Source organism: Acetobacter sp. P1H12_c (genome assembly GCF_018811975.1).
Classification (GTDB): domain Bacteria; phylum Pseudomonadota; class Alphaproteobacteria; order Acetobacterales; family Acetobacteraceae; genus Acetobacter; species Acetobacter persici.
Map to the genome: position 1 here is coordinate 30,507 of NZ_JACRVR010000021.1, position 21,688 is coordinate 52,194.

Genomic DNA, 21,688 nt, shown 5'->3' on the forward strand with positions numbered 1-21,688 from the left:
TCGGTCTGTTTCTGCCCCGTTCTTCTCAAAACCTTTTATCCTTCAGCCGCCGCAATTTCACCACCCATCACTTTAATCTGCGTGGCGATAGCCTGTGCGAGCTTGTCGGAACCCGGTGTGTCGCTATGCACAAGGATAGAGCGGGAGTGAATGGGCAGAGACTTTCCATCAATAGTGGTCACGCTTCCAGTTTCAAGAAACTGCTTTACGCGCTCACTGGCTTTATCCAGATCGTGAATCACCGCTCCTTCCAGCCCACGCGGCACCAGCGCTCCATTCGCCTGATAGGCGCGATCCGCCAGAAAAAGAGAACGGACCCGCAACCCGGCTTTTCTGGCCGCCAGATCAATCGGCTGCCCTTCCATGGCCAGCATCACCAGATCAGGATCAATCTGCGCAATCACGCGGGCAAGACGATCAGCCAGATCCTGATCCGCATTGGCCATTGTACCAAACGCCGCATGATAGCTGACGTGACCCACCCGTACACCATGACGCGCGGCAATCCCTTTAAGCGCGCCAATCTGGTAGGCCAGCATCGCTTCCATTTCTTCGGCGCTGACAACCATGGTCCGGCGGCCAAAACCCATTCGGTCAGGCAGACCGGGATGCGCGCCAATGCTCACACCATGCTCTTTGGCCGCCCGCACAACGCGGTCCATAATCAGATGGTCACCTGCATGAAAGCCACAGGCAATATTGGCCGATGAAATTACACGCATCAGCGCGGCATCATCCGCAATCGTCCAGCGGCCAAAGCCCTCGCCAATATCGGCATTCAAATCAATCTTCATGATTTTTTACCGGCCTGACCGGCCTCCCTGCGCATAAAAGATTTTCTGTAAAGTGCCGCATTATCCTGAAGGGCCTGCAAATAGGCATCTTCATTCCACATAGCCTGCAAACCCTCTGCGTGGTCACAGCACCGTAGTTGCACAAAGCTGCCAATACGCGCCTGTGCCAGCCGCCATAAATCCGCTTCGATGACCGTAGCAATGCGCGGATAACCGCCCGCCGTGTTGGCATCTGCCATCTGCACAATCGGCTCACCAGCGGGGGGAACCTGAATAATACCGGGAATAACACCGTATGAACGCAACTCAACAGGGTGCGTCAGCTTCAAAGCCCCCCCTTTCAGACGGTAGCCCAGCCGGTTGCTTTGCGCTGTAATCTGCCAGGAGGCAGACCAGAAATGAGTACGCGCTTCTTCCGTGAACAGACAATAGTCTGTTGCGGGAATTGCCCGCAGGGTCACGGTCTTTTCTTTTTCTTCTGCCTTGGCTGCGGGCAATGCGCGCAAAGGAGGGACAGCCCCGAAGCCATCCGGCACACAACCACCAACACCAGCAAGCTGATCGTCTACCTGCAACGGTCGCCCGAGATATCCGCCAAAGCCCCCACGCAACTGCGTGCTGCGGGAGCCGAGCACAACCGGCACGTCAATCCCGCCACACACACACACATACATCCGCGCCCCGACAGAAGGACGGTCGAGCGTCAACGCATCACCTGCCTGCGCCGTGGCAACCGACCATGGCTGGATGACCCGTTCCCCAAGTGTAATCGTGCCTTCCCCGCCCGTCACGACAAAGCTGACAGCCCTGTCGAACCGAACCTTGAAAGGAAAGGTCTGCACTTCAATACAGGCAGCATCCGGCGCATTGCCCAGTAAACTATTCCCGTAACGCAGCGCCAGAGGGTCCATCACGCCAGATGTGCTTACCCCCAGATGCCGATATCCAAAGCGGCCCGCATCCTGCACGCTATTCAGAACGCCAGTTTCAAGAACTGTAATCACACTTCGATACTTTCGGCATAAAAGCGAATCTGGTCACCCACCTCAAACAACGCTGGCGGCTCGCGGTCTGGGTCAAACATCACAAGGTCGCTAAAACCAATGGAGTTCCAGCCATTCGGGCCGGTCAGCGCAGAAATCCCGGCTTGCGGCCCACCAATCGTGACTGTACCAGCCAGCATTTTTAAGGAGGGAACGGATTTTCGAGGCGTTTCCAGCCGAGGGTCAAGACCGTGCAGATAGCCAAACCCCGGCACGCTCCCAAGCGCACACACTGTATAAAGAGGGGCCTGATGCAGCATGATAACTTCCCGAGGCAACAGGCCGCAATGCTCAGCAACACGCGGCAGGTCAGACCCAAGCTCGCCGCCATAGCGCACGGCTACTTCAAAAAGTCGGCCTTTGATGTGCTTCTCCGGCAGAGTCTCCCATGCATTACGCAACCAGTGCGCTACTGCCTCCGGATTTTCGGGCGGGATAGAGAAAATCAGCATCAGGTTGGTCACACCCGGCATGACTTCCGCAATATCCGGGCGCTCGGAACAGGCATCCATCAATGCCCAGATCCGCCGCTGGCAGGCCAGCGTAAACGCCCCGGGGGCTTCAAACAGCATGGCCCGCGTACCAATCATGCTGATGGTGGGTTCATTCGCTGAACCACCAGACGGATCTGTCTTCAGCGCGCTCATGGTTTCAGTCATGCGCGGAGGAACAATACTGTAAGATGGCAGCCACCAAATAACATCCTGTGCGGTGTTCTATATTGCGTCCGTAACGATACGGTCAGACAGCGAAACCCCGCCAACATTATCTGCCTGTGATGATATACAATAATCTTATGACCACGATACCACGCGGAGACATTGGATAATCTTATGACGCAAGACTGAACTGATCTTGGTCAATGGAATATTCCGTCTCTAAAGTGAAATGACTTATTGAAGTCTGGCCTGCGCCGCAGGGCAGTTCCGGTTCATAGATATCAGGATATTTCATATCATGACGACACAGCCTTACAGCACAGCACTTGTTACCGGCGCCTCCTCTGGCATTGGTGCCGCGACCGTCCGTCGCCTGCGGGAACTGGGGCTGGAAGTGCATGCCGTTGCCCGTGACAAGGAACGCCTGGACAAGCTGGCCGCAGAAACCGGCTGCATTGTGCACGCTGCCAGCGTGGCCGATCTGGACGCCATAGGCGCAATCTTCAAAGAACATGAGATTGATATTCTCATCAACAATGCCGGCCAGTCCCGCACGGGCAACATCACCAACACGACGGAAGAAGATATTGACGGGCTGGTGGACATCAACCTGCGTGCCGTCCTGCAACTGACCCGTCTGGCTCTGCCGGGTATGATTGCGCGTGACCGCGGCCATATCGTTAACATCACCTCCATTGCTGGCCATTATGCGTTTGCGGGCGGCAACACGGTGTATCACGCAACCAAGGCGGGCGTGCATTCTCTCTCTCAGCAGCTGCGGTGTGACCTGTTCGGCAAGAACATCCGCGTGACGGAAGTCTCTCCGGCCCGTGTGCAGACGGAAGTCTTTGGCCGTCTGATTGGCAATATGGAAGAAGCTCAGCGCCGCTTCTTTGATGAATACGACTCCCTTCTTCCGGAAGACCTTGCAAATTCCATTGCCTTTGCCATTTCTGCACCGCAGCGCATGAATGTCAGCTTCATGGAAGTGCTGCCCACCATGCAGGTTGTCGGTGGCCTGAACTTTGCAAAGAAAACGGCTAAATCCTGACAGCCATGGACACTCAAGCTCTCAAAGCGCTGATAGACCTGTTTGGCCGTGCTCCGCTCCGTGAGCTTGAGATTTCGGAAGGCGGCCAGACTCTTAAAATCACGCGCTCTGAGCAGGGTGCCGCACACGCTGCCCCTGCTCCCACCCGCCCTTTGGCACCCGCTGCGCCAGCAGAACCCTCTGCTGGCCCGCCTACATCCGCTCCAGCCCCTACGCCCCCGGCTCAGGCAGAGCGTGTGGTCACCGCCCCCATGTATGGCAGCCTCCATCTGTCTCCCTCCCCGGATGCACCGCCTTTTGTAGTAGTGGGAGACACTGTGAGCGTCGGACAGCAGATAGGTCTGATAGAAGCCATGAAAGTTTTCACCCCGGTCAAAACCGAAGTTTCTGGCCGTGTTGAGGCCATTCTGGTGACTGACGGCAGTGAGGTTGAGGCCGATCAGCCTCTGATGCGTCTATCATGAACGCGCCCCACTCTTTCGGGCGTGTCCTGATTGCCAACCGGGGTGAGATCGCCCTGCGCATTCAACGCGCCTGCCGCCAGCTTGGGCTGGAAACAGTTGCCGTCTATTCCGAAGCCGATGCCCAGAGCCGCCACGTTCTGGAAGCCGATGTTGCTCTATGCATTGGACCGGCATCCGCAGCCCACAGCTATCTGGATGCCGATGCCATTATTCTGGCCGCCAAGGTCACGGGGGCGACGGCAATTCATCCCGGATATGGCTTTTTGTCGGAAAATGCAGATTTTGCGGAAGCCGTTGAAAAAGCCGGCATAACCTTTATCGGCCCGACACCTGAGTCTATCCGCCTGATGGGCGACAAGATTACCGCCAAGCAGACCATGCAGGCGTCCGGCGTCCCCTGTGTTCCCGGTTCAGATGGCCCCTTACCTGAGAACGAGCAGGCTATTCTGGATCTGGCCAATGCGGTTGGCTTCCCGGTTATTGTCAAAGCCTCTGGCGGTGGGGGTGGTCGCGGGATGCGGGTTGTGTGGTCAGCCGATGAACTGATCAAGGCTGTCACCCTGACCCGCAAGGAAGCACAACAGGCCTTCGGAAATTCCACACTGTATCTGGAACGCTTTATGCAAAAGCCCAGACATATTGAAATACAGGTGCTATGCGACACACATGGCAAGGCTCTCTGGCTGGGAGCACGTGACTGCTCTTTACAGCGTCGTCACCAGAAAGTGCTGGAAGAAGCGCCACCACCCGGCATTCCGCACGAACTGATTGCAGAAATCGGAGTCAGTTGTGCGCAAGCCTGCCGCAATATTGGCTATCGCGGGGCGGGCACGTTTGAATTCCTATATGAGGACGGTATTTTCGCTTTTATTGAAATGAACACGCGCGTGCAGGTTGAGCACCCTATTACGGAAGAAACAACCGGCGTTGATATTGTGTGTGCACAGATTGAGATTGCTCAAGGCAAACATCTGGACATCGAGCAAAGCGCCATTCATACCATGGGCCATGCCATTGAATGCAGGATCAATGCAGAAGATCCTTTCTCATTCGCACCGTCTCCAGGCCGTGTAAGCCGTTGGGATGTTCCCGGGGGGGCTGGTATTCGCCTGGATACGCATATTGTGGCCGGAAGCGTTGTGCAGCCATATTATGACTCGCTCATTGCCAAAGTCATTGCACGAGGCGCCACACGGAGCGAAGCCATCCAGCGGCTCAAAATTGCTCTTGCTGAAATGCAGGTTGAGACAATCTCAACCAATATTCCGCTCCATCAGGCGCTTTTGTGCGACCCTGCTTTTGAGAAAGGTGGAGTTGATATCCACCATCTGGAACACTGGCTGGAAAAAAGGGAACACTCCTGATGAACACGCCATTATCAATTCCAGCTTTTGACAACCTTCCGAATTCAGAAGAAGTGATCCAGATCAGCCAATGGCTGAGCGAAGCTGGTCTCAGCAGCCTTGAACTGTCCAATGTGCTGGGAGCACGCCTTCGCATCACTGTGAGAGAGAGCGATGCCCCTACTCCCGACGCGATAAGCCATACGGTAACCACACACGGGCCGCCTGAGGCTGCTGTCTCTACCTCTACAGACATTTCTGTTACAGCCCCATATTTTGGGAATTTGTTACGAAAAAATCTACTTACAAAGGAAGAATTTGCACCGCCAGGCAGTTCTGTCTGTGCGGGAGAGGTGGTCTCCATGCTGCAAATCGGAGAACTGACTGTCCCTATTACAGCGCCACAAAATGGAACCGTGGTACATTTCATGGCTGAGGAAGGCGATCTGATCAGCTATGGACAAACCATTCTGACCCTTCATCCTCTTTGATAACAAAAAACTTCTGTCTGAAAATCAGTTAAAAGAAACCCTACCCTCTTTTCAAAGCGGGGTTTTCTCTATCCGGCACGTCCCTTTGGATGTGCCGGATATCTTTTTTGCTTATTTCAAACCTGCGACAAACTTTGCAATCCGGTCACATCCTTCGCGGAGCGTCTCGACATCGGTCGCATAGGAAACGCGAAAAAACGGACTCATACCGTACGCTATACCCTGCACCGTTGCCACCTGCTGCTCCTCCAAAAGGCCCATGACAAAATCTGTATCTGTTGCAATGGTTTTTCCAGTAGCAGAAACCTTATGCATGCATGCACTTATATTCGCATAAACATAAAACGCGCCTTGAGGCTTATGGCACTGAATTCCCGGAATGGCGTTCAGCAGACCGACCACCAGGTCCCGACGGGTTTGATATTCCCGCGCGCGATCTTTCAGGAAATCCTGTGGGCCCTCCAAGGCGGCAACGGCAGCCGCCTGCGCCAGAGTGTTGATGCCGCTGGTTGACTGTCCCTGCATGTTGTTCATGGCGGCGATCAGCTTTTTGGAACCACCACAATACCCAACGCGCCAGCCTGTCATGGCGTAAGCTTTAGAGACACCATTAACTGTAAGAACACGTTCTTTCAGACGGGGCTCCACCTGAGCAATCGTACAAAACTCAAACCCGTCATAGACCAGATGTTCATAAATATCGTCTGTCATGACCCAGACGTTGGGATATTTAAGCAGGACAGCCGCAATTGCTTCCATATCCTCGCGCGGACAACATGTGCCTGATGGATTGTTCGGGAAATTCAGGATGACCCATTTTGTTCGCTCTGTAATGGCCGCTTCCAGATCATCCGCCGCAAGCCTGAAGCCGTTTTCTGCTTTGCAAGGAACCTGAACAACGCTGGCCCCGGCCAAACGCGCCTGATCCGCGTAGCTGATCCAGTATGGGGTGAGCAGTACAACCTCATCGCCCGTATTGCAGGTCGCCATGATGGCATCAAAAATGATCTGCTTTCCGCCATTGGCAATCAGGATTTCATCCAGCGCATAATCCAGATTATTTTCACGCAGAAATTTATTACGGACTGCCTTTTTGAGCGCCGGTTTACCAGCCTGAGGTGGATATTTTGTATCACCCGCCCCTGCTGCCGCCACAGCAGCTTCCACCACATGCGGAGGTGTCGGAAAATCCGGCTCACCCGAGGAAAGACTGATAACCTTAATACCTGCGGCCTTCAACGCCGAGGCTTTATCCGTCATTGCAGCAGAGGCTGATATGGAAATTCCGTTAAGTCGATCCGCTAAACCAGGCATCACACATTCACTCCGAGAACTTCTTTGATGCATGCGCACCCTAGAAGACAGAAAATTATCAATATGAAATGAATTTATGCCTAATGACCGTGCAGGAGATAGCATTGAAAAGCATCTACCCCCATACAAGAATTCTATGACAAGAAATAACACGTATATCTTCGCAATTTAGTCATCCAAAATCGAATAAAGCAATATCATAAAAAATATTGGTTTATATTTTGAGATTAATATTCATATCTAAGAAATAAAACCGATTAAACTTGATGTATATACAAATATATATTTAATAGGAAATTTTTCGAATTTATTGACCATTTACAAAAATTACATTAAAATCCAATAAAGTACGGCGCATGGAGAGGGCAAAATGGATATTCGTCGGTTACAAGCGTTCGTAAAAATTATTGATATTGGAAGTATTTCTCGTGCTGCCGATATTCTGAATATTGCACAGCCAGCTCTCAGCCAGCAGTTGGCATCGCTAGAAACCGCGTTCAAGCAGAAACTGCTGATCCGCAGCAAAATGGGTGTCACCCCAACGACCGCTGGTCTGGAATTGTATCGCCACTCACAAACCATTATCAAACAGCTTGACCGCGCCATGACTGAGATCAGTAACGGTGCAGGACCATTGGTAGGCAAGGTTTCGGTTGGGCTTTCGCCTTACTCTTCGGGTTCCACGCTGTCTCTGGCACTCCTCAAGGAAGTGCGTGAGAAATTGCCGGGCATCACGCTCCACCTGACTGAAAGTTTTGACGATATTTATAGTGAAATGGTCATGACAGGCCGATTGGATATGGCGGTCATTCATGGGGCTGGACCTATTAAAGGGGTACATTTCACTCCTCTCATGAAAGAAGATTTCTTTCTGGTTGCCCCGGAAAGCTCTTCTTTTACAGAGAGCCTCTCTTCTCCGGTCAGGCTCTCTGATTTGACGGAAGCTCCCTTACTCCTTCCCCCAGGCTACAACTTTGTCCGCAAGCGAATTAACATGGCTTTTGCACGCAAACAGATTACGCCGAATATTGTTGCTGAAGTTGAAGCACTGCTGACGCTTCAGGATGCTGTTGCCGCAGGCATTGGCTGTACAATCCTACCCTGGTCTGTCGCCAGCAAGATTATCGTTCCAGGCAAATCCCGTGTGTATGAACTATGTAGCCCCGTGATTCAGGAGGATGTGTCCCTCTGTGTACCGGAAAGCATTCCAGAGACGGAAGCTGGTCTAGCCGTACGCGAAATTCTCATTGATCTGGCAAAAAACATGGTTACGTCACAAAACTGGCCTGGTACTAAAATCACGAAAACATAACATCAGCTCAAAAACCAATTCCAATACTTTTTCGGCTCAGAACCTATTTTGTTACACAAATAGCATGTTCGAAAAACCGCTTATTTTTGGCTATGTATTTATAATGCCATTCCTCCTGTGATAATTAGGCTCAGGATTCATTCTTTAAGATAGAAGATGAGGCTTGCTGCGATATGGATAGCGGACATAAAAATGTGAGCGCAGCGATCGTATCTGGTTGCAACACGTCGCCAGTATTTCAGCTTTACAAACATGTTTTCGATCAGAGGGTGCTTCTTATACAGATGGAAGGTTCGAAAAACCCCTTGGCTCTGAAATGTCCTATGTGATTCCATTTTTTCGGCGTTGATTGGGGAACGGGTTATGAAGCAGCCTGATTTCTTTGATGTCGAAGAGCGGCTTGCCCGGCTGAGCGTGCTTGGTGATCAGCTCGAAGCGTTTTTCCAGAGCGTGGTTTTTGAAGTGTTTCGCCCTGATACGGAGAAGGCTCTGGCCTATTCAGATTGGAGCAAGGGCGGGCGACCACCTTTTGATGCGGTAATGATGCTCAAGATCCTAGTGATCCAGACGCTAAACAATTTATCTGATCAACGACCGTCTGTCGTTCATGCGCCTTCTGGGATTGAGGCTGTCGAACCGCGTGCCAGATGCCAAAACAATTTTGTTGTCTCGCGAGCGTCTGACACAGGCGGGTGCCATTGAAAGACTGTTCAATCGTTTTGATGCAACTTTGAGGAACGCCGGTTATCTGCCGATATCCGGCCAGATTTTGGATGCAACACTCGTGGAGGCTCCAAAGCAGCGCAATACCAACGCTGAGAAAGCGGATCTCCGGGTAGGACGTATTTCTGAAGACTGGCAGTACAAGCCCGCAAAGCTGTCCTTAAAGATCGTCGTGCGCGATGGCCTCTTAAGGTCACGAAAGCAAAGCAGCAGGATGATGGAACCATGCCGTCAAGCGATCTCGTCATCCCGTTCTTTGACTAGGGTGTGTTGTCAGTTAATTCCAATGATGGCGGAGACGAATTGCACGGCTGCGAGGAAAGTTGACTTCAGCTTGTCATATCGTGTTGCAATACCTCTGAACTGTTTAAGTCTGACGAAGAAGCGTTCGATGATGTTTCGTTTTTATAAAGCGAAAAGAGGATTTTCCGTGGATTGCGTCGGTTTTTCTTTGACGGAATAACCGGTGTGATCCCCCGCTCTTCAAGCTTTTCGATGAGGGGATCGGCATCATAAGCCTTGTCGGCGATGAAGACCTCGGGATCGACTTCATCGAGCAATGGCTCTGCTTCTGTGATGTCGGCCCTTTGTCCGGGCGTCAGGGAAAGAGCCGCAGCCTTTCCCGCGGCATCGACAATGGCATGGATTTTCGTGGTCAGTCCGCCACGGGAACGCCCGGTGGCCTGATCCATACCCCTTTTTTACGGGCGCCCGCGCTATGCTGGTGAGCACGGACAATGGTGCTGTCGATCATCATGTATTCGTTGTCATGGTCAGCAGCCAGATGCCGGAAAATCCGCTCGATCACGCCACCTTCGCACCAGCGACGCAGCCGCCGGTGCACGTTCTTCCAGTCCCCGAACCGGGCAGGCCGATCACGCCAGGGAATGCCTGCACGGTAACGATACAGCACGGCTTCGATAAACAGACGGTTATCCGCAGCCGTCCCACCGACATGACCTTCGCGACCCGGGAGAAGATCTTTTATCCGCTCCCACTGACCATCGCTCAGAGCATACCGTCGCATTCACACTGTCCCCGTTCCAGAAACAGGAAGAAAACATCACAGATCAAACGGGAGTACAAACTTCATAATCCCCCCGTTTAACTGACGACACGCTCTAACGGCGGCCGAGGGGATGATCAAGGTCTGCCCTATGAAGCCTGGGTGCAGAAACAGCTGAACCCGCCGCAGGATCCGAAAGGCGTTTTCTGGCTTCAGAACGAAAAATCAAACTGGCGCACCTTCGACCATTGGGACCGAGATAACGGTATCGCAACAAGTAACAAGACGATTGACCTGCAACTAAAGTGGTATCAAGATAATCCCACGGTGGTGACCGCACGCGTTATGGCAAGTGCTTATAAAATGGCTGGATATAATTTTGATCAATCGAAAATTGGCTTAAACACTTTCGTTTCTTTTACTCAAGAGGATATAAACAGTTATACGCTCAATATTGGCGTGCCCTATATCACTGACCCAGACAAAATGAGCCCCACTCTTCAGAAAGAGTGGGAAGCCCTCTGCAGGGCCTATCACAGAGTCAAGGTCAAAATTCCACAAAGAACGGGAAAGACTATTGCAATCCAGATTGATACGGTGAGCTGATAATGGCTGTCATACGTAGCAAAAGTTGCAGCATCACGCGCACGGATAAATGGATTTCCATAGAGGCCGAGGAAGTCTGGTATGGAATTTATTTCTCCCGGAAAGGTCATGTCATTCATGCACCAAGGGACGTCACTCCCGAGTGGATCGGTCTCAATGTTCGCCTGGCTCTTCAAACCAGTGAGAGTTTTACGCCCATCGATGGAAGCTCTGTTGACCGAGAGGCTCGGATTGCCATGGAAGATGCCTCCAACGAACGCCGTCTTGCGTTCTGGGATGACATTACAGCATCGTATAGCTACAAAAATCGTGATGTGGCCTGGAAAAAGTTTGACCTCGTAGCCGCATCATGGCGGTTTGATTCGACGAATGATATCGAATTGTTAAGCACAAAAAGCTCTCGTGGTGGAGGGCACTCGGCATGGCCCAGAAACCGAAATGAGGGGCGCGTTTTTTCTGTCTCGATAGATGCTCCGGACAGGCACATCGGTGAGACCGTCCTGAAAGCTTTTGCCCAATGCGAAGGACCGGGCAAATCCACAGAGCCCCTGTTCCCGTGATGCCTACGGCAGAAAACTTATATAGTTGCTCGTTTAGCAACTGCAAGACCACTTACTGCGGGCAACTCCCACCGGACACTGCCGCACTCCAGACCGCAAGCACGGCCCTCTATAATCTCTCCTATGCCTGGACCCTCACTATACAGAACCAGACAGCCGATCAACTCGCCGCAGAAGCAGCAGCCTATACGCCATCCGTGTCTGTGTCTTTTCAAGACCAGATAAACAACATCGCATCATCTACAAACCAGGCTATCGGGCTCGAAGCCAATCTTCTGGTTAATACCTATCTTGAAATGTCGTCTGATCCTGCCGATGCCAAAGCACAACTTGTAGCGGGAGGTGAAAATGCCTTTGCCGCCAGTATTGATGAAGGCTCTGTTCTGACTGAACTGAAAAAGATCGAGAACGAAAACAATGATGACTGTGATCCAGTAAAATTCCGTAACAATACAACGATCGTAAAGAATATTAGTAATAACGATATCAAAACAGCCAACCAGACTTTCGGGAGCGTGGACGGTACGCCTTGGAATCAGAGCTACAAAGATCAGGGTATTCAGTGGAAATCAAAAAACAGCGGTACAACCGCCAATCAGCAGGGATTACCCTACGAAGCTTGGGTGCAGAACCAACTTAACCCCTCCCAGGATCCGAGCAGTGTGATCTGGCTTCAAAACAAAAAATCAAATTGGAGAGCTTTTGATCATTGGGATAAAAATAACAGTATCGCTACAAGTGATAAAACAATAAATCTGTCAGCAAACAGTTACCGTGATAACCCTTCCGCTGTAGCAGCTCGTGTAGAAGCTAGCGTCGATAAAATGCTTGGGTATAAAGGGGACCAAACAAAGGATGGGACCGTAAGTTTCGATCGAGCAGATATCAGTTCCTTCGCACTAAACGTTGGAGTACCATACATCACTGATCCAACAACAATGGATGATCAAACCAGGGCTGAATGGAAAGCTTTGTGCAGAGCTTATCATGATGCCCAAACCGAAATGGCTACAGAAAACGAAATTTTCACCTTCAATATTAATCCTGTGATATAATGAAAAAAGCAAAATTTACACGGGCCAGACGCTATCCTCCACGGACCCCATACAAATCATGTAATGTTGATTGTACTGACAAGTATATAACCGTTGTTTCTGAAGAAAATTGGGGAGGAAAGTATTTTTCGCGTCATGGATTAGTCGTCCATTCTTTAAGAAATGTTACACCTAAATGGCTTGGAGAAAATGTTCGTAAAGCCCTTGAATCTAGTGAATATTATGCGCCTCCTGCTGGCATTCCAATTGACCAACAGCAGCGTATAGCTATGGAAGAAAAATCAACTGAACGACGGCTAACATTCTGGGACGAGATCGCCAGAATTTATGGTTATAAATCAAGGGAACTAGCTTGGAAGAAAAAAGATCATGTTTTTATTTCTTGGTTTTATAAATCAGAGCCTGATATTGAAATTCTATCTTCAAAAAGTTCTGTCACCGGCAATCATTCCGCTTGGCCGCTCGATATAAACGAGGATCGTGTCTTTCTCATTCCTTTTACCGCATCAGACGAAGAGATTGGTGAGATGGTCCTGAAAGCTTTAGCCAAATGCGAAGGACCGGGCAAATCCACGGAGCCCCTGTTCCCGTGAACGCCTGCTACAAAAAATTTACCGTTCCAATCAATCGATTTAAGTGGGTAGCCGCAGCTAATAGAAGAACTAGGCTGCACCTGTAGGAAGACGCATGGCTGCACACTGCTCCCCCATTTCCTGACAACGCCCAGTACGCCATATATACATCATATCATCACGAGGGATCAGACGAATCCCTCTCTTGACTGCCCCACGGGTTTTCCCGAAGAGTGAACCCGCAGTCACCATACGAAGGATGATTTGGTCTGAAATTATCGTTGTGTTTCAATGGGTTTTCTGATTGGTTGCGACCAAAGAAAGCGGGTTCGAGTCCCGCAGTTCGCACCACTAACCTGTTGAAATATAACAGTAAAATGAGAATTTGGCGGGTCTGCGGGATTCTCCCGTTTGTCTTCCCATAATGGGAATTCGTCATGCTTCGCCTCATCGGCTCACACTACCATTTCCGCCGTGCCATCCCCCAGGACCTCAAAGCCCTTCTGGGCCGGTCTGAAATCTCCCTCTCTCTGCGCACCGATAAAAAGTTGATCGCCCGCGAAAGAGCTGCTGATCTGTATGCGCGCACAGGTGACTTCTTTCATAAGGCCCGGACTTTGGACGAACAGGCTTCCCCTACCCTTCTACAGGAGCTTTTGACGCTCCAGACCCAGATGATCCGGGATCAGGAAACAACCCTCTCACTGGCAGAAGAGTGCCACGCACTGGAGCAGAAGGCTGAGCAAGCCCGCCATGCGATGGGGATGCTGGCACAGGTTCAAAAAGAAAGCGCCTTTCTCCAACAACGCAAGGATCACTTGGCTGCCATACAGACGCGACTGGAATCTCTCAGCCAGCGCCTCAAAACAGGCTCAGCCGTAAGTGCCAAAGAAAAAGAAATGCTGCGGGGAGAGGCAAACAGGCTGGCGGCGATGATTGTCGACATTCGCAGCAATCAGACACTAGCCCAGCAGGCCGGAAACATTCCGGCATCGTCTCTCGCCTCTCTTGAGGACGTGGGCGCAGAAGAAAAGCCTGTCCCTGTTAAACCGTCCTCTCCTCGCCTTTCGGTGATGGCCGAAAAATTCATCTATTCAGACACCACCAAAAGCCCCGACACGCTCAAGGCCACTCGTAAAACGATTGATCTGTTCATTGAGGCCTTCGGCGATAAGCCTATTCGGCAGATCACCGGCACCATAGCCGGTGAGTTTTTTGACCTTCTGTCATCCCTGCCCGCCACGCACGGGAAAGGAAAAACTGTTCTCCCCTTACGCATGGTGATTGCTCAGGCCAAAGAACAGGGACAGGAAACCGTCAGCGGCAAGACAGTCAAGAACCACTTCTCGCGCATGTCCTCTCTCTGGAGCCATCTTGTTCAGCGTGATCTTGTAGACAAGAACCCTTGGGCAGGCTGGGACTTTAATGTCACCAAGAAGATTGTCCGACGGGGATGGACCGACAGAGAATTGGCTTTACTTGCCAGTACACAGTATTCAAGTGCTGCGGTTTCCCATCGCACATGGGCTGGCATCATTACTATCGGCATGTTTACAGGCATGCGCTTGGGTGAAATCTGTAACCTCAGACGTCAGGACATTGAAGTCATCGACGGAGTGCCTTGCTTCCATGTCAGACCTCACATTGAAGACGGCTGGTCACCAAAGACGGCAGCCGGCACTCGCATCATTCCCATCCACTCGCACCTTCTCGACATAGAAGGGTTCGACCTGCTCCAGAATACAGGAGAACTTTACCTGTTCCCTGACCTCACGGTTTCATCGGCAGGTGAACGCGGAGACAATTTTGCGCGGGCTTTCTCGAAGCATAAAAAGCGCATTGGCATCCCGGAAGATGTGACGTTCCATTCATTCCGCCATACTGTTTCCACCAAGCTCAGAAATCAGGAAGCCCACATCAGAGAATTGTGGATCGACACTGTTTTAGGGCATGAAGCGTCTCATAAATCACAGGGAACGATGAACTACACGAGCGGGATTGAAGTCGCCAATTTGAAACAAGTCATTGAAGCCCTGAGCTATCCGCCCGAGTGCATTATGCCCATTTAACCGGCGCAAGGTGACAGTCTTGTTTGCATAAAAACAAAAACAGGAAATCGCGTGTTCTAATAGGTTATCTTTAAGAGGAGCCAGCAGTGTCAGACGGCTACCCAAAGGGTAGCGTCAGACAGCTGGCAAGGGGGAATACTTCCCCCGTTGACCCCCTTTAAGGAGAACTTTGTTATGCCGATTGCCCGAACTTCCCGCCTTTCTGTCAGAGCCAGTCCTTCTGAACTGGACCGCTGGAATAGCGTTGCCCGCCACCTCGGCCATGCCACCACCGCCCACTGGATCAGGGCTCTCCTGATGACCTCAGAACTGGCTGGTGACGATGGTCAGCAGGTCGGCGCAGAACTTTACAGTCTGCGTCATGCCCTCTCACGCATTGGCAACAATCTGAATCAACTGGCCCACTCTGCTCATTGTGGTGACCACATCCACTGCGGGGAAACACTCACCAAACTTGAGGACAGGCTGCATCAGATTGACGGGCTTCTGGCACAGTCACGAAGCCGCCCACCCCGGCGCAGGTGCGCCTGGTCTGCCAGGACGCTTCATTGAAAGCCGTCCGGGTCATGAGCCATGATTATTCAGGAGAGCCGGATCAGAACAAAAAGCGGAGCCAATGCCATTGCCCGACATGTTCTCCATGGCCCAAAAAATGAAGCCGTAAGGGTCATGGCCGGGTCAGACTGGTGGCTTCATGATGCCATGCGGGAAGCAAAACGGGAAAACCTGACCTATGGTCTGCGTCATATCGCCTTTAATCCTGCTGAACCGATGACAGATGACCAACTGGCAGAATTTGCCGGAAGAATCTGTCACGAGTTCTATGCAGACCCTGAGCACATAACGCTGGTCATCCATCAAAAGGATGGCAGCACTCATGGTCATCTCCTCCTGCCTGAATGGCAGCAAGACCATATTTTAGACAGTCGTTTTAGCTGGATACGGCTGGAGAAGCTGGCAAGGCTGGAAGAAATCAGGCTGGGTCATGCCCTTGTCGCGGGACGCCATGACCGCTCGATTGCCAAAGCTTTACGTCAGAAAGGCAAAGTCCATGAAGCAGAATTGATCGCAGCCCTTGCTCCAGCACAGCCAGCAGACAAACCCCGTGCCACCTATACCTCGCAGGCCCACCGCACAGCGGAAAGACAGGGACTTGACCTGCCCAAACTCAAACAGCTTGTTGCCTCTCTCTGGAACCAATCTGACGGATTAAAGTCTTTCCGTGCAACACTGACAGAACATGGTCTGACCATGCGCGAAGGGGATCGAAAGGAGACCCGACCGGGTGCTCATATCATCGAAACCAGCGATGGTGTTCTGGTTGGTAGCTTTACCCGGCTGACAAAAGTGCGCATGGCGGAATTCCGGAAGCTTCTGGCAAAAGAACAATCAGCAGAACACGAAAAGCCGAAACTGGATATCAGAAGCACCCGTGTCCCTGTACGCATGACAGCTGAAAATGACCAGACCGAGATACTATCAGCCCCTGCCTCCCCACCTGCCAGAAAAAGGGAACCGAAACGCATTCACCTACCACACGGGAATAAAGCGATTGACGCACTCAGGCGCAGGCAAATGGAGGATGTGGACAGGCCAGCCGCCATGCCACATACCCCGCCGAAACCATTGTATCCGCTGATTATCAGCGCCGAAGAAGCCCGTCTCCGCCGCCGGATCAGGCTGGCGATTCAGGACCAGCAGGCTATCCTTGACCAGAGAGCACCAGAAGCGGACTGGGCCCCTCTAAAGAGGGAAGAAATGCTCGCGAAATGGCGAAAAGCCCTCACCCCCTACCAGAAGCAACTGCGCAGCAGCTTTGCGCGTTACCATCGTGCCAAAAAAGAGTGGAAACAAGCTGACGAAAGCCGCTGGCACCGCATAACCGGACGAGCCGGGAAACTGGAAAAAGTCTGCCAGCAGCTTTTGCTCGAATTCCTCGAAATCCTACGGTTTGTTGTACAGGCGTTGCTGCATATTGTCGGGTTGCGCTCAACACCGCCAGAACCTGTCCGGTCTATCCTGACAGAACAGGATAGACCTGTCCTTGAAGAATTCAGGAAACAGTATGATGCCGAATTTTCCGCCATGGCTGATCCGGAAAAACTTGAACCATGGCTCCAGCATCGTTTTGACAGATTGGTGCAGGCACGAGCAGACCGTATCAGACAATGGGACAAGGCCCACCAACCTGAAAAAGAGCGGGCAAGGCAGGAAATCGCCCGCCTGCGCTCAAAACTGTCTGTTCCAGCAGGCTTGAGGAACACCATGGGCATTGCCCAACCCAAACCGGCCATGGGACCATCACCATAAAATCCCGGTTGGCCATCAGCACACGATGCCAGACAGACCTCTATCCCGCCATTGCCTCTCGACCAGATGGCCAGTTTCCGTCAAACTGGATTATCTGATTTTTCTGAGAAACAAGGCTTTCTTTCATGCCCCGTGGTCGCCCTCGCAAGAACCCTGATGCTGCCCCTGCTCCCAAGAAAACCACCAAGGCAAGCAAAGTCAAGGCTGCGAGTGCAACACTAGGCTTTGAACAGCAGATGTTTCTGGCGGCTGACAAGCTGCGCAAGAACCTTGAACCCTCAGATTACAAGCATGTGGCCCTTGGCCTGATCTTCCTGCGCTACATCTCCACCGCCTTTGAAGCCCGTCATGCTGAACTGATGCTGGATGATCCGGCAGCAGCGGAAGACCCGGACGAATATCTGGCTGAAAACATCTTCTGGGTGCCCGAGACCGCCCGCTGGTCTCACCTGAGAGACAACGCCCGGTCCTCCGGCATCGGAAAACTCATTGATGAAGCCATGCTGGCCATCGAAAAAGCCAATCCGGAGCAGCTCAAGGGCGTTCTGCCCAAGGATTACGGACGGCCTGCCCTTGATAGTGTGATGCTGGGGGAACTGATCGACCTGATCTCCGACATCGGCATGGGCAATACGGACGACAAGGCGCGGGACGTGCTGGGCCGGGTGTATGAATACTTCCTTGGCGGCTTTGCCGGAGCCGAAGGCAAGCGCGGTGGCGAGTTCTACACCCCTTCCAGCGTGGTGCGCACGCTGGTCTCCATGCTCGAACCCTATAAGGGCCGGGTGTATGACCCATGCTGTGGCTCTGGTGGCATGTTCGTGCAGTCCGAACGCTTTGTGGAAACCCATGGTGGCAAGCTGGGTGACATTGCCATTTACGGGCAGGAGAGCAACCACACCACATGGCGTCTGGCCCGCATGAACCTTGCGGTGCGCGGCATCGGCGCGGATATCCGCTGGAACAACGAAGGCAGCTTTCTGCGTGACGAGCTGAAAGACCTGCGCTTTGACTATATTCTGGCCAACCCGCCCTTTAACGTGTCGGACTGGTGGAATGCATCCCTGGAGGAAGACCCGCGCTGGCAGTATGGCAAACCGCCTGCGGGCAATGCCAACTATGCGTGGCTCCAGCATATCCTGTGGCATCTGGCCCCCGACGGCACCGCTGGCGTGGTGCTGGCCAATGGCTCCATGTCCTCCAACCAGAACAGCGAAGGCGAAATCCGCCGCCGGATGGTGGAAGCCGATGTGGTGGACTGCATGGTGGCCCTGCCCGGTCAGCTTTTCTATTCCACCCAGATTCCGGCCTGCCTGTGGTTCCTCACCCGTACCAAGAAGCAAAAAGGCTGGCGAGACCGGCGCGGAGAGATCCTGTTTATTGACGCCCGCAAGCTGGGCAAGCTTGTTGACCGCACCCGCCGGGAACTGACGGACGAGGACGTGGCCCGCATTGCCGACACCTACCACGCATGGCGCGGAGAAAAGAACGCGGGTACCTATGAGGATAGTCCGGGCTTCTGCAAATCTGCCACACTGGATGAAGTGGAACAGCACGGCTTTGTACTGACACCGGGCCGCTACGTTGGGGCAGAGGAAGCCGAAGAAGACAGCGTGCCATTTACCGAACGCTTCGCAGCCCTTGAAAAGACCCTGAAAGAACAGTTTGCGCAGGGTGACGCACTGAACGCGAAAATTACCGCCTCCCTCAAGCTGATCGTGCAGAAGGAAAGCGCGTGATGCTGTATCTTACCCCACTGGAACGCGCTCTCGACCGACTGAAGGAAGGCTGGACACGCCACCTTGCCCAGCCCAACGACGAGCAGTTGCGGGACGGCCTGATCCAGCGTTTCGAGTTTACCTATGAACTCAGCCACAAGACCCTGAAGCGCTTTCTGGAAGCCAATTCTGCCTCCCCCGAGGACTATGACCGCATGGGCTTTCCGGACATGATCCGCTCCGCCAATGAGGCTGGATTGCTCAAAAGCGCATGGCCCCAGTGGAGCGTGTTCCGCAAAATGCGCAACCTAACCAGCCATACTTATAACGAGGCCACAGCCAAACAAGTTGTGACCATCATTCCAGATTTTATCGCAGAAGCCGAGTTTCTGCTGGCCACGCTGAAAGAGCGCACAGCGTGACAGGGCAGATCGACATAACACCCGAAGAGCGGGCCATTGTGCTGCGGATACTCAACGAGATTGTGCCTGACCGTGAAGTCCGGGCTTTTGGCTCGCGCGTGACAGGCAAGGCCAAACCATTTTCTGATCTTGATCTAGCGATTATGGGTGGTGAACCTTTGCCTTTGGAGACGCGGGCAAGACTAGAGGAAGCTTTCTCTGAATCTTATCTACCGTGGAAAGTTGATGTGCTAGACTGGGCATTAATAGATTTATATTTTAAAGATATAATCAAAGAAAATATTGTTATCAAAAAAGAATTTAACCATGAAATCTGACTTTTCAAAAAAAACGGTTCACATCCCGCGCGAAACCAAAGAATGGAACGAAATTCAAGAATGGGCTTTGCTATCTTCTATTTGTGACGGAATTTTTGATTGTCCCCATTCAACTCCCAAGATAACCTCAATAGGACCATTAGTTGTCCGTTCTCAAGATATAAGAACTGGTATATTTAAGAAACATCTGGCAGCTCATGTTTCTGATGAAACTTATCTCCTCCGCATTGCACGAGCTACTCCACAATATGGAGACTTATTTTATAGTAGAGAAGGCACATATTTTGGCATAGCGGCAGAAGTTCCTCAAAATACCAAGGTGTGCCTTGGGCAAAGAATGGTTCTAATTAGACCTCAAAAAAATCATAACCATATTTTCATTAAATACTGGCTAAACTCACCAATCATGGTGAATTACGTTGCAAGTTTTCGTGACGGAACTGTTGCCGAACGCTTAAACATGCCCACCATACGCGCTCTTCCGATACCTGTTTTCTCAAGACACAAACAAGATAGCATAGCCTCTATTCTCGGCTCTCTCGACGACAAAATAGACCTCAACCGCCGGACAAACGAAACGCTGGAAGCCATGGCGCGGGCGATGTTTCGGAACTGGTTTGTCGATTTTGGCCCGACACGGGCAAAAATGGCCGGAGAAGCCCCTTACCTCGCACCAGAACTGTGGGAACTCTTTCCCGATAGGCTGGATGATGAGGGGAAGCCCGAGGAGTGGGAAACGTCAACATTTGACCATTGCATAACCATTCTTACAGGAGGAACACCCAAAACTTCTGTTCCATCATATTGGAATGGAAATATACCTTGGTTCTCGGTGGTCGATGCCCCTACGGAGAGCGATGTTTATGTTCTGGATACAACAAAAAAAATTACACAAGACGGACTTAATAATAGCGCAGCATCCATCTTACCTGAAAACACAGTTATCATCTCTGCCCGTGGCACAGTGGGGAAATTAGCCTTAACATCAGGCGACATGACTATGAACCAATCATGTTATGGCATTCGTGGCTCTAATGGTTACGGGCAATATTTCATACTGCAAGCATTAAAAAATATTCTTAATGAGCTGAAAAACAACACGCATGGGTCTGTTTTTGACACTATTACACGGGAGACCTTCTCTACAATTTCAACAACACTTCCCTCATTGAGGCTTGCTCAACATTACGAGAACATGGTTTCAAAATATTTCAAACGTATTTTAGTGAATTGTGAGGAATCCCGTACCCTCTCCGGACTCCGGGACCTCCTACTCCCCAAACTCATGTCCGGCGAAATTAGCATCCGAGATGCCGAAAAGATGGTGGAAGACGTGACATGAGCTTTCTGTCCGAAAACGAGATCGAAGACTGGGCCTGCGATATTCTGCGCGAATGTGGCTACACCATTGTCTGGGGGCCAGATATTGCTCCCGGTGGTAAAAAGCCCGAACGCGCCTCGTTATCGGACGTCATTCTGGAAAAACGCCTGCGAGCAGCCATAGACAGGCTAAACCCACACCTTCGCCAAGCCTCACGCGATGAAGCCCAGCTGGCCCTGATCCGCGAAGACACACCCGACCATGTAGACGAAAACCGCCGCTTGCATGATGACGTGCCCCCTTTTTTGTATCCACTTAAAAGGAGAGTTCCCGTTTTTATGGCTTGGGGTTGATGGAATGACAAGGGTCTCGGGGGCATGCCCCCGAGACCCTTGTCTGGCGATCTGATCCGGTGTCCTGCCATCCAGCTGGGAATGGGGACGCACCGTATTGTAGTCTTCCCGCCAGTCAGCCAGAACCTGTCGGGCATGGCTGAGAGACGTGAACAGCGTCTCGTTGAGGCATTCATCCCTCAACC

At 51.8% G+C, this 21,688-nt stretch carries 20 protein-coding genes and 5 pseudogenes; 18 read left to right on the plus strand and 7 right to left on the minus strand.

Annotated elements, in window-relative coordinates; all coding sequences use genetic code 11:
• Nucleotides 1-35: 35 nt before the first annotated feature.
• The 3 genes from KP699_RS10905 to pxpB are packed head-to-tail and all read right to left on the minus strand — an operon-like array spanning nucleotide 36 to nucleotide 2,496.
• Nucleotides 36-794 (minus strand): LamB/YcsF family protein, encoded by a 759-nt coding sequence (locus KP699_RS10905; RefSeq protein WP_215762631.1) that lies wholly within the window; start codon nucleotides 792-794, stop codon nucleotides 36-38.
• Entirely contained in the window at nucleotides 791-1,798 is a 1,008-nt protein-coding gene (locus KP699_RS10910) for a biotin-dependent carboxyltransferase family protein (protein WP_215762632.1), read from the minus strand. Before KP699_RS10910 ends, KP699_RS10905 begins: the two co-directional genes overlap by 4 nt.
• Nucleotides 1,795-2,496: a 5-oxoprolinase subunit PxpB gene (pxpB, locus tag KP699_RS10915; RefSeq protein WP_215762633.1), complete on the minus strand. Its 702-nt coding sequence runs from the start codon at nucleotides 2,494-2,496 to the stop codon at nucleotides 1,795-1,797. The genes KP699_RS10910 and pxpB overlap by 4 nt, the downstream gene beginning before the upstream one ends.
• 298 nt (nucleotides 2,497-2,794) lie before the next feature.
• Between pxpB and KP699_RS10920 the strand changes: the two genes are divergently transcribed.
• Genes KP699_RS10920 through KP699_RS10935 form a run of 4 tightly spaced genes read left to right on the plus strand, consistent with a single transcriptional unit; the run spans nucleotide 2,795 to nucleotide 5,845 of the window.
• Nucleotides 2,795-3,547 (plus strand): SDR family oxidoreductase, encoded by a 753-nt coding sequence (locus KP699_RS10920; protein ID WP_215762634.1) that lies wholly within the window; start codon nucleotides 2,795-2,797, stop codon nucleotides 3,545-3,547.
• A gap of 5 nt (nucleotides 3,548-3,552) precedes the next feature.
• Complete coding sequence (locus tag KP699_RS10925) at nucleotides 3,553-4,011, plus strand: biotin/lipoyl-containing protein (RefSeq protein ID WP_215762635.1); 459 nt, start codon at nucleotides 3,553-3,555, stop codon at nucleotides 4,009-4,011.
• Nucleotides 4,008-5,375: an acetyl-CoA carboxylase biotin carboxylase subunit gene (gene accC, locus KP699_RS10930; protein ID WP_215762636.1), complete on the plus strand. Its 1,368-nt coding sequence runs from the start codon at nucleotides 4,008-4,010 to the stop codon at nucleotides 5,373-5,375. Before KP699_RS10925 ends, accC begins: the two co-directional genes overlap by 4 nt.
• On the plus strand, nucleotides 5,375-5,845 hold the full coding sequence (locus KP699_RS10935; RefSeq protein WP_212363329.1) for a biotin/lipoyl-containing protein: 471 nt from the start codon (nucleotides 5,375-5,377) through the stop codon (nucleotides 5,843-5,845). The genes accC and KP699_RS10935 overlap by 1 nt, the downstream gene beginning before the upstream one ends.
• A 111-nt stretch (nucleotides 5,846-5,956) precedes the next feature.
• Here KP699_RS10935 and KP699_RS10940 read toward each other — a convergent pair whose 3' ends face one another.
• Nucleotides 5,957-7,159 carry a pyridoxal phosphate-dependent aminotransferase gene (locus KP699_RS10940; protein ID WP_215762648.1) on the minus strand — a complete coding sequence of 401 codons (1,203 nt, stop codon included), beginning with the start codon at nucleotides 7,157-7,159 and terminating at the stop codon, nucleotides 5,957-5,959.
• A gap of 370 nt (nucleotides 7,160-7,529) precedes the next feature.
• On the opposite strand from KP699_RS10940, the gene nac reads away from it, so the two are divergent.
• A complete protein-coding gene (gene nac, locus KP699_RS10945; RefSeq protein WP_212363331.1) occupies nucleotides 7,530-8,471 on the plus strand; it encodes a nitrogen assimilation transcriptional regulator NAC in 942 nt (313 codons plus the stop codon).
• Between the two features lie 137 nt (nucleotides 8,472-8,608).
• Here the strand turns inward: nac and KP699_RS10950 are convergent.
• A pseudogene (locus KP699_RS10950) lies at nucleotides 8,609-8,752 on the minus strand (IS5/IS1182 family transposase); the annotation flags it as partial.
• 82 nt (nucleotides 8,753-8,834) lie between these two features.
• On the opposite strand from KP699_RS10950, the pseudogene KP699_RS10955 reads away from it, so the two are divergent.
• Nucleotides 8,835-9,452: pseudogene (locus tag KP699_RS10955) on the plus strand (transposase); the annotation flags it as partial.
• Nucleotides 9,453-9,467: 15 nt separating this feature from the next.
• Here KP699_RS10955 and KP699_RS10960 read toward each other — a convergent pair.
• A pseudogene (locus tag KP699_RS10960) lies at nucleotides 9,468-10,221 on the minus strand (IS5 family transposase).
• Nucleotides 10,222-10,344: 123 nt separating this feature from the next.
• On the opposite strand from KP699_RS10960, the gene KP699_RS10965 reads away from it, so the two are divergent.
• The 12 genes and pseudogenes from KP699_RS10965 to KP699_RS11020 all read left to right on the plus strand — a co-directional run.
• Nucleotides 10,345-10,806: a hypothetical protein gene (locus KP699_RS10965; RefSeq protein ID WP_374196932.1), complete on the plus strand. Its 462-nt coding sequence runs from the start codon at nucleotides 10,345-10,347 to the stop codon at nucleotides 10,804-10,806.
• Nucleotides 10,807-10,808: 2 nt separating this feature from the next.
• On the plus strand, nucleotides 10,809-11,366 hold the full coding sequence (locus tag KP699_RS10970; protein WP_215762637.1) for a contact-dependent growth inhibition system immunity protein: 558 nt from the start codon (nucleotides 10,809-10,811) through the stop codon (nucleotides 11,364-11,366).
• Nucleotides 11,366-12,421, plus strand: a complete 1,056-nt coding sequence (locus KP699_RS10975) for a hypothetical protein (RefSeq protein ID WP_252346983.1) — start codon at nucleotides 11,366-11,368, stop codon at nucleotides 12,419-12,421. Before KP699_RS10970 ends, KP699_RS10975 begins: the two co-directional genes overlap by 1 nt.
• Entirely contained in the window at nucleotides 12,421-13,014 is a 594-nt protein-coding gene (locus tag KP699_RS10980) for a contact-dependent growth inhibition system immunity protein (RefSeq protein ID WP_215762639.1), read from the plus strand. The genes KP699_RS10975 and KP699_RS10980 overlap by 1 nt, the downstream gene beginning before the upstream one ends.
• Nucleotides 13,015-13,430: 416 nt before the next feature.
• Complete coding sequence (locus KP699_RS10985; protein WP_215762640.1) at nucleotides 13,431-15,062, plus strand: DUF6538 domain-containing protein; 1,632 nt, start codon at nucleotides 13,431-13,433, stop codon at nucleotides 15,060-15,062.
• 174 nt (nucleotides 15,063-15,236) lie between these two features.
• On the plus strand, nucleotides 15,237-15,614 hold the full coding sequence (locus tag KP699_RS10990; protein ID WP_215762641.1) for a plasmid mobilization protein: 378 nt from the start codon (nucleotides 15,237-15,239) through the stop codon (nucleotides 15,612-15,614).
• Between the two features lie 21 nt (nucleotides 15,615-15,635).
• A complete protein-coding gene (locus KP699_RS16465; RefSeq protein WP_252346979.1) occupies nucleotides 15,636-17,372 on the plus strand; it encodes a hypothetical protein in 1,737 nt (578 codons plus the stop codon).
• A 125-nt stretch (nucleotides 17,373-17,497) separates the two neighbouring features.
• Nucleotides 17,498-19,111: a class I SAM-dependent DNA methyltransferase gene (locus tag KP699_RS11000; RefSeq protein WP_215762642.1), complete on the plus strand. Its 1,614-nt coding sequence runs from the start codon at nucleotides 17,498-17,500 to the stop codon at nucleotides 19,109-19,111.
• Complete coding sequence (locus tag KP699_RS11005) at nucleotides 19,111-19,512, plus strand: nucleotidyltransferase substrate binding protein (protein WP_215762643.1); 402 nt, start codon at nucleotides 19,111-19,113, stop codon at nucleotides 19,510-19,512. The genes KP699_RS11000 and KP699_RS11005 overlap by 1 nt, the downstream gene beginning before the upstream one ends.
• Nucleotides 19,509-19,829, plus strand: a complete 321-nt coding sequence (locus KP699_RS11010; RefSeq protein ID WP_215762644.1) for a nucleotidyltransferase family protein — start codon at nucleotides 19,509-19,511, stop codon at nucleotides 19,827-19,829. The genes KP699_RS11005 and KP699_RS11010 overlap by 4 nt, the downstream gene beginning before the upstream one ends.
• Nucleotides 19,819-21,171 carry a restriction endonuclease subunit S gene (locus KP699_RS11015; protein WP_215762645.1) on the plus strand — a complete coding sequence of 451 codons (1,353 nt, stop codon included), beginning with the start codon at nucleotides 19,819-19,821 and terminating at the stop codon, nucleotides 21,169-21,171. The genes KP699_RS11010 and KP699_RS11015 overlap by 11 nt, the downstream gene beginning before the upstream one ends.
• A pseudogene (locus tag KP699_RS11020) lies at nucleotides 21,168-21,440 on the plus strand (type I restriction endonuclease); the annotation flags it as partial. The gene KP699_RS11015 and the pseudogene KP699_RS11020, both read left to right, overlap by 4 nt.
• Nucleotides 21,441-21,548: 108 nt before the next feature.
• Here the strand turns inward: KP699_RS11020 and KP699_RS11025 are convergent.
• Nucleotides 21,549-21,688, minus strand: a pseudogene (locus tag KP699_RS11025) (transposase); the annotation flags it as partial.

Coding starts and splice junctions, on each gene's coding strand:
- KP699_RS10985 (WP_215762640.1), top strand. CDS start 13,431: ATGCTTCGCCTCATCGGCTCACACTACCATTTCCGCCGTGCCATCCCC.
- KP699_RS10980 (WP_215762639.1), top strand. CDS start 12,421: ATGAAAAAAGCAAAATTTACACGGGCCAGACGCTATCCTCCACGGACC.
- KP699_RS10975 (WP_252346983.1), top strand. CDS start 11,366: ATGCCTACGGCAGAAAACTTATATAGTTGCTCGTTTAGCAACTGCAAG.
- accC (WP_215762636.1), top strand. CDS start 4,008: ATGAACGCGCCCCACTCTTTCGGGCGTGTCCTGATTGCCAACCGGGGT.
- KP699_RS10940 (WP_215762648.1), bottom strand. CDS start 7,159: ATGCCTGGTTTAGCGGATCGACTTAACGGAATTTCCATATCAGCCTCT.
- pxpB (WP_215762633.1), bottom strand. CDS start 2,496: ATGACTGAAACCATGAGCGCGCTGAAGACAGATCCGTCTGGTGGTTCA.
- KP699_RS10925 (WP_215762635.1), top strand. CDS start 3,553: ATGGACACTCAAGCTCTCAAAGCGCTGATAGACCTGTTTGGCCGTGCT.
- KP699_RS11015 (WP_215762645.1), top strand. CDS start 19,819: ATGAAATCTGACTTTTCAAAAAAAACGGTTCACATCCCGCGCGAAACC.
- KP699_RS11000 (WP_215762642.1), top strand. CDS start 17,498: ATGCCCCGTGGTCGCCCTCGCAAGAACCCTGATGCTGCCCCTGCTCCC.
- KP699_RS10970 (WP_215762637.1), top strand. CDS start 10,809: ATGGCTGTCATACGTAGCAAAAGTTGCAGCATCACGCGCACGGATAAA.
- KP699_RS10905 (WP_215762631.1), bottom strand. CDS start 794: ATGAAGATTGATTTGAATGCCGATATTGGCGAGGGCTTTGGCCGCTGG.
- KP699_RS10990 (WP_215762641.1), top strand. CDS start 15,237: ATGCCGATTGCCCGAACTTCCCGCCTTTCTGTCAGAGCCAGTCCTTCT.
- KP699_RS11005 (WP_215762643.1), top strand. CDS start 19,111: ATGCTGTATCTTACCCCACTGGAACGCGCTCTCGACCGACTGAAGGAA.
- nac (WP_212363331.1), top strand. CDS start 7,530: ATGGATATTCGTCGGTTACAAGCGTTCGTAAAAATTATTGATATTGGA.
- KP699_RS10920 (WP_215762634.1), top strand. CDS start 2,795: ATGACGACACAGCCTTACAGCACAGCACTTGTTACCGGCGCCTCCTCT.
- KP699_RS16465 (WP_252346979.1), top strand. CDS start 15,636: ATGATTATTCAGGAGAGCCGGATCAGAACAAAAAGCGGAGCCAATGCC.
- KP699_RS10935 (WP_212363329.1), top strand. CDS start 5,375: ATGAACACGCCATTATCAATTCCAGCTTTTGACAACCTTCCGAATTCA.